General features: G+C 37.3%; 3 protein-coding genes. All 3 read right to left on the bottom strand.

Annotated features, from left to right (window positions below; translation table 11 throughout):
* Positions 1-1828: condensation domain-containing protein (locus tag CRS_RS12120; RefSeq protein ID WP_142724303.1), on the bottom strand; the 1828-nt coding region annotated here is incomplete at its 3' end.
* A gap of 120 nt (positions 1829-1948) precedes the next feature.
* Positions 1949-3556 (bottom strand): MBL fold metallo-hydrolase, encoded by a 1608-nt coding sequence (locus CRS_RS12115; protein ID WP_142724302.1) that lies wholly within the window; start codon positions 3554-3556, stop codon positions 1949-1951.
* A 30-nt stretch (positions 3557-3586) separates the two neighbouring features.
* Positions 3587-8447: non-ribosomal peptide synthetase (locus tag CRS_RS12110; protein WP_172617055.1), on the bottom strand; the 4861-nt coding region annotated here is incomplete at its 5' end.

Here is an 8447-nt window from a genome sequence, read left to right as displayed (position 1 = left end):
GTTCCTGCGGATAATCAATATCAATAGGAACATAGGCTCCTCCGGATTTCAAGATTCCCAGAATTGAGATGATCATTCTTTCACTTCGGGGAAGCTTGATACAGATCAGATCATCTGCCTGAATTGCATACTGATCCCGAAGGTAGTGCCCCAGCTGATTGGATACGGAGTTCAGCTCTGAATAGTTCAGCTCTCTACCCTCATAAAAAACAGCGACATTATCCGGAGTCTTTTCTACCTGTTCTTCAAACAGATTTACCAGTGTTTTTTCTTCAGGATAAGAGGCACTTGTTTTATTGAACAATTTCAGAACTTTTTCTCTTTCTCCGTCAACCAGATAATCTATCTCGCTGATAGAAATATCCGGAGCCTGGCTGAATTTTAATATAAGTTCTCTGTAATGCCTGATAAAGCTATGAATGATATGAGGTTCATATATTTCTGTATTATAGTTTGCCCGTATGTATAACTGATTATTAACCACACCAAAATGGAATTCTATATCATATTTACAGGTGCTTTCCGCTTCCTCAATAATGTTGGTATAAATTTCCTGCGTAAGATGTGGATCTTTTCTTTCGTCATGAAAAGTTATTGAAATATTAAAAACGGAGCTTCTGCTTTGATCTCTTTTGAAATTAATGTCTTTTAAGATCTCACTTAGCGGATATATGGAATGCTCATATGCCGGTATCAGATTTTTCTTAATTCTGTTAAACAGACTGTTAAAACTATCTGTTTCGGAAACTGTATTTCTCAGAATCAGAGTTTTAAGAAAATAACCTATCTGTTTATCAAATTCGGCTCTTTCTCTGGTGGCCATATGAGATCCAATGATGAGGTCATCATTATTGGTATACTTATAAATAAGTACTTTTAAAATTGTAAGTACCCCTGTAAATAAACTTCCCTGAAGCTTTTGTGAAAGTTTATGAAGCAGGTTGGTTTCATATTCTGATAAGAACATCCGTGCAGAAATACTGTCATAAGTCCTGAATGAGGGATATGGCTTGCTCGTAGGCAGCTGAAGCACATCAGGTAACGGTGATAAGATCTCTTTCCAATACTGTTTATGATCATCCGTTTTATTCAACTGTGTCTGATACCAGTCTATATAGTCTCTGTATCTGTAGGGTGTGTTTTCCAGTGTGCTCTCGTTCTCATTTAAGAAAGCATCATAAGCAATAAACACTTCATTTTCAAATATTTTACCGGACCATTCATCTGAAATAATGTGATGTATATTATAGTAAAATAAACTTTGATTACCCGGCAGTTTAATTAAAAAACATCTTAATAGCGGATCTTTTTCCAGATCAAACCGGATCAGATTATCCTGATTGATAAATGCTATTCCTTCTTCATAGTTTGTATGTCTGTAATCTATTACATTCACATTGATGCTGCTTTCAGGATGAATAACCTGAAGCAAATCACCGGAAATACTCAAAGTAAAATTCGTTCTCAATATCTCATATTTATTAACAACAAACTGCAGAGCTTTTCTCAGAGTTTCAATATCCAAAGTGTGTTCAACCTGAATAAATGAAGGCAGGTGATACGCTGCAGAAGACCTGGCATCCTGGCATGCAGCCCATATTTCTATTTGTGGGTAGGATGCCTTATAATGAATATCACCATTAATATCTTTGAAAATATGATCTGAAGAATTACTTTTTAAAAACTGAACGATAGAATCTTTATGGGTTCTTATTTCTTCCAAAAGCTCTTCTGAAATACTTTCTTTATAAGAAACTATTTCAAGGTTGTTACTTCTTAATAAAACTTCAATATTATTTTCTTTTAATTTTTCAATGAAACTCTTCATATAATTTTTTTGTTATGTTAATAATTATCAGACATTATACTTCAGAAGTAAGACCGGATAATTACATTAGTGTAAAAGATGATAAGTATAAAACAGTAATAATTATTACCATGTGTAGCCTTACAGATATTCTATCGTTTTTTCTCCAAAAAGTCTTTCGGCGCCAATTCCTCTCGCTATACACTCTTCCAAAAGCTTATTAGACTCTACGATAGCTTTGGATTCATCTGTATATTTAATAGAGCTTATGAAAACCAGCCAGGGCTCCATTCCCATAGCATATACAAACACATCTTTAGGATTAAAAATATCGATAAAAGCCATACCCTGATTATAATCCGAGCCTGCCAGGCGTCGGGAAAGGTCTTTATCACGATCCAGCTTTTCGTACATCAGCGGCCCATATAACCATGATAGTGGAGCTCCTTCACATTCCATTCCCAGGAACAATACATCCACTTCTCCCACCACTTCTTTTACCTTTTCATAAATTTTCGGTTCTATATTACATGAATCTGCTGCAAATAAAAGCCTGATCCCGTTATGCAAAGAAAAATGATAGCACAGTTTACTTCTTACATCCAGATCAGCATGCTCTCCCAGGAAAGGCAGCCCTGTGATTGTACAGTTTTCCATTTCAATACTTTCAAGCTCGTGAAGCTCAACAACCTGATTAAATCCAATTTTCTTAAACATCAGTTTAAGATCAGGATCCTGTAAGTTTCCTTTGCTGCTGCTGGGAACAATAATTGTTTTTATCCGGTGGCGGAGCTGCAGAAGTGTTTCCAAAAGAATATGATCCTGATGGTTATGGGTAATCAGAACATAATCAATCTCTTCAGGAAGATCGTTAATCGTATATCTGTTTACATCGGTTTCATAGCCATCATAGCTTATTACCGGATCTACCAGTATTGATATCTTTTTTGTTTCTACCAAAACGCAGGCGTGCCCAAAATATCTGGTTCTGACACCAGGTCCGTCATATGCCTTGAATTCAGATGGCTTTTCTGTTGTAAAAAACTGTTTGAAATGCTCTTCTTTTTCAGCAGGTATGTTTAAAAGATTCTTAATGCTTTCATAGCTTCCCGGAATTTTTTTCATTCTGAACAATTTGTCAATCACTTCTGATTTGAAAGGAATTTCCAGGTGAATAACATGATCTTCAGGTAATCTGGGTGTACTCAGTACAAATGATCTTGAATCATCTGCGTCTATAAGCTGTAATGCAATAGACTGACAAGACTCATCATAATACTTGCTCTGGTATAATAACGGTTCAATGAGTCTGTAATTGACATTATTGTTCAGATCATAATAAAGTTCCACATACCCTTTCAGAATTTCAGGTACTTTATCATACATCCTGTTCAGTGAAAATCCTTTCATTTCATCCTGTAAAATCTGATTCAGCTCTCTTAATGCTTCATCCAGGTCCAATAAATGCTTTCTTTTTTGAAGGGTATCATCATATAATTTCGTAATCTCCTCTACTCTTTCATTCTGATAATCCATAAACGGACCTCCCAGCATTTTAGGATTTTTAACAGCCATACTGTGGGTTTTAGAATTTTTAATATAAGAGTCCATAATTCTGAGATGACGCTTTTTAATATTCATTGCCGCAGTTGCCGGAGATATAAGGTGTGACCAGGCGTACCAAAAATCGATCAGAGGCTCAATGATCACATTAAGTTTCAAATAATACTTATTATCCAATTCTTCCATATATTTATATTCTGTTGTATTTTTTTACTTTTAAATAATTGTTCTGAAAACATCCTGTTCTTTATCTTCCATCTCGCTGATTATTAAAGCCAACTCACTTATAGTTGGTTTCTCAAGAAAGACATTTATTTTCAGCAGTTTGTTTAATCTTTTCTGTATTTCTCCGATAATCCTGATAGCATTCATACTGTTTCCTCCCAGTTCAAAGAAATTATCTGTAACACTGATGTTGTCAAGCCCCAGCATCTCTTCCCATATCTCTTTCAGCTGTCTCTCAACCTCATTGCCAGGAGCTACATATTCATGCTTGATCAGATCAGAAGAGGTGACGTCGCGGAGCTTATCACGATCTGTCTTACCATTACCTGTTAAAGGAATACTTTCAAGCTCAACATAAAAGTTCGGAAGCATATAGGCAGGTAGTTTCTTTTCCAGGTAAGCGGACAGCGCTTTCTTATCCATATCGCCATCCACAACATAATATACCACAAGACTCTGGTCTCCTTCATGATCCTTAACTGCTGTTACAGCTGTTTTTATAGCATCGCTGTAAGAAAGAACATGGCTGTCAATCTCCCCAAGCTCTATACGGTAACCTCTTATCTTAACCTGCTCATCGGCTCTGCCAAGATATTCTATGCTCCCGTCTGAAAGCCACCGACCAAGATCTCCGGTACGGTACATCTTACCGGATCCGTAAGGGTTACCAACAAATTTCTCTGACGTAAGCTCGGGACGGTTTAAATAGCCTTTGGAAACTCCAGATCCTGATATATAAAGCTCTCCGGGAACTCCTACTGGAACCAGATGCCCACCGGCATCAAGGATATGAACCTGGGTATTGGATATAGGTTTACCTATGCTTACGGCTGAGTCTCCGATCTGGGCGGCAATACATCCTATGGTTGTTTCGGTAGGACCATATTCGTCATAGATCTCAATGTCTTCACGAAGGGCACGAAGGGTACGGATATGATCGTTATGAACTTTCTCTCCTCCTAAAATAATTTTTCGGAGCTGAGATGATTTCACCTCTGTATTCTTCAATAAGGAAATATGCGATGGAGTCAGTTTAAGAATATCCACTTCATTATTTTCAAGCATGGATAGAAGTCCCTGTAAGCTGTCTGCATCAGGGTGTCCAAGAAACAGCTTGCTTCCTCTTGTCAGAGAGCAGAAGATTGCAGTCCCTGACAAATCAAATGAAACAGACGTAAACAGACCCCAGTTGCCCCGCTCATCACCACGGAAATAAAAACCGTTACTCCACAGAACATAATTGAGAAGATTGGAATGACTCACACATACTCCTTTGGGATGACCTGTGGTTCCGGAAGTGTAAATAACATAAGCCGAATCATCCCCAACATTCATTAACGATGGATTTTCTTTGGAATAATCTTCTCTGTACTGATTGAATTCCAATAAAAAATTTTCGTCTATTACAACTTTTGCATTGCTGTCACTGATGATATAATCTATCCTCTCTTCAGGATAATCTACATCTACAGGAACATAAGCTGCTCCGGATTTTAATATCCCCAGAATCGAAATAATCATATTTTCACTGCGGGAAAGATGCAGACAGATTAAATCTTCAGGCCGGATATGATAATGGGCCTTAAGGTAGTGAGCCAGCTGATTCGACCGCTCATTCAGACCTTCATAACTAAGCTCACGCCCTTCAAATTCTAAAGCAAACGCTGAAGGTGTTTTTACCACCTGTGATTCAAATAAGCTTACCACAGTCTCTCCCGAAGGAACCGTAACTGAAGTATCATTAAAATCTACTATCAGCTGTTTCTTTTCTTCAGGACTTAAATATTCTAACTCCTGAAGTGGAATATCGGGGTATTTAATACTATTCTGTATGATATTCTTAAGGTGGTTCATTGTTTTTTCAATGGCCTCCTTATCGTATAAATCAACATTGTACAATATTACAGCTGACAGTCCGCCATCGGACTCTGAAAAGCTGAATTCAATATCTGTTTTGGCAATTCCATACTCAATCTGATAACTTTCAATCATTAATCCGTCAACTGTTTTTGATTCTTCAGAAAGAGAAATGCTATTATAATTATTAAGAACAACCGCTACATCAAACAGTGCAGATCTGCTTATATCTCTCTGATAATTAATATCTGACAACATCTGTTCAAATGGATAGTCCCCATTATCAAATGCTTCAGTGATCATCTCTTTTTCTTTTTTTATAAAAGAATCAAAAGTATCTTCTTTGGAAATTACTGACCTCAGAGGAAGGGTATTTAAAAATAAACCTAACTGGTTTTCAAGATCCGGATGGTTTCTTCCTGAAAAGCTGGTTCCAACAATAATATCATTCTGTTTCGTGTATTTGTGAAGTAATGCTTTGACGCAGACCACAAGATAGGTAAACAGTGAAGTATTGTTTTTGTTCAACAGCTCTCTGATATCTGCCATATCCTCACCATCAATCAGGAACTGAGCTGTATCTCCATTATATGTCTGCTGTTTATTTCTTTTTTTTGAAAATGGCATTTCAATTTTTTGAATATTTCCGGAAAGGGATTTTTGCCAATATTCTTTAAAGCCTTCAATATTCTTTTTACTTACCCAGTCAGCATAGTCTTTATACTGAATATTCAGGGCTGCCATATTGATTTCTTCATTTTTAAATAAAGAATTGTATACTTTTACAATTTCTGATGCAAATAAGTTATTTGACCAGCCGTCACAAATAATATGATGGATATTAAACCATAAAACATGTTCATTATCATTCATCTTAATCAGATGAATTTTAAACAGTGGAAACTGATTTAATTTAAATTCAATTTCTTTTGCATTTAAAAATGCAGCAAGCTCCTTCTGTTTATCCTGAGAAGATGACAGATCAACAGTATCTATGGTAAAATTAACGGTTTCAAAAGGTAAAATCTGCTGATAAACAGTATCATCTATATTAACAAAAACTGTTCTTAAGATCTCATATCTGTTAATTAAATACTTAAATGACTCTTCAAGTTTTGATGCTTCCAGGTCACCCTTTAATTTATATGCCTGGCTGATGTTATATGCTTTTGAAGATTCTTCATTTTGCTGTATTACCCAAAGTCTGTATTGGGTAGGACTTACAGGATAATATTGTGATTCTTCAACTTTGGGAATTGATATAAAACCTTCAGAATTTTTCTGTTTTGATAGATATTTCGACAGCATCTGAATCACAGGATTTTCCATAAAATCCTTTATGGAAATGGTCTTATTGAAGGTAGTTTTAATTTTATTTATAATTCTTATCAAAACCAAACTATGTCCTCCCAGTTCAAAGAAATTATCTGTAACACTGATGTTGTCAAGCCCCAGCATCTCTTCCCATATCTCTTTCAGCTGTCTCTCAACCTCATTGCCAGGAGCTACATATTCATGCTTGATCAGATCAGAAGAGGTGACGTCGCGGAGCTTATCACGATCTGTCTTACCATTACCTGTTAAAGGAATACTTTCAAGCTCAACATAAAAGTTCGGAAGCATATAGGCAGGTAGTTTCTTTTCCAGGTAAGCGGACAGCGCTTTCTTATCCATATCGCCATCCACAACATAATATACCACAAGACTCTGGTCTCCTTCATGATCCTTAACTGCTGTTACAGCTGTTTTTATAGCATCGCTGTAAGAAAGAACATGGCTGTCAATCTCCCCAAGCTCTATACGGTAACCTCTTATCTTAACCTGCTCATCGGCTCTGCCAAGATATTCTATGCTCCCGTCTGAAAGCCACCGACCAAGATCTCCGGTACGGTACATCTTACCGGATCCGTAAGGGTTACCAACAAATTTCTCTGACGTAAGCTCGGGACGGTTTAAATAGCCTTTGGAAACTCCAGATCCTGATATATAAAGCTCTCCGGGAACTCCTACTGGAACCAGATGCCCACCGGCATCAAGGATATGAACCTGGGTATTGGATATAGGTTTACCTATGCTTACGGCTGAGTCTCCGATCTGGGCGGCAATACATCCTATGGTTGTTTCGGTAGGACCATATTCGTCATAGATCTCAATGTCTTCACGAAGGGCACGAAGGGTACGGATATGATCGTTATGAACTTTCTCTCCTCCTAAAATAATTTTTCGGAGCTGAGATGATTTCACCTCTGTATTCTTCAATAAGGAAATATGCGATGGAGTCAGTTTAAGAATATCCACTTCATTATTTTCAAGCATGGATAGAAGTCCCTGTAAGCTGTCTGCATCAGGGTGTCCAAGAAACAGCTTGCTTCCTCTTGTCAGAGAGCAGAAGATTGCAGTCCCTGACAAATCAAATGAAACAGACGTAAACAGACCCCAGTTGCCCCGCTCATCACCACGGAAATAAAAACCGTTACTCCACAGAACATAATTGAGAAGATTGGAATGACTCACACATACTCCTTTGGGATGACCTGTGGTTCCGGAAGTGTAAATAACATAAGCCGAATCATCCCCAACATTCATTAACGATGGATTTTCTTTGGAATAATCTTCTCTGTACTGATTGAATTCCAATAAAAAATTTTCGTCTATTACAACTTTTGCATTGCTGTCACTGATGATATAATCTATCCTCTCTTCAGGATAATCTACATCTACAGGAACATAAGCTGCTCCGGATTTTAATATCCCCAGAATCGAAATAATCATATTTTCACTGCGGGAAAGATGCAGACAGATTAAATCTTCAGGCCGGATATGATAATGGGCCTTAAGGTAGTGAGCCAGCTGATTCGACCGCTCATTCAGACCTTCATAACTAAGCTCACGCCCTTCAAATTCTAAAGCAAACGCTGAAGGTGTTTTTACCACCTGTGATTCAAATAAGCTTACCACAGTCTCTCCCGAAGGAACCGTAACTGAAGTATCATTA

The organism is Chryseobacterium sp. ON_d1, assembly GCF_006829085.1.
In the GTDB taxonomy this organism is placed as follows: Bacteria; Bacteroidota; Bacteroidia; order Flavobacteriales; family Weeksellaceae; genus Chryseobacterium.
The sequence above is the reverse complement of the archived record's forward strand: the minus strand, read 5'-3'. Positions and strand labels throughout refer to the sequence as shown.

What these genes read in the sequence shown, in the direction of transcription:
- CRS_RS12115 (WP_142724302.1), bottom strand. Translation starts at nt 3,556, where the DNA reads ATGGAAGAATTGGATAATAAGTATTATTTGAAACTTAATGTGATCATT.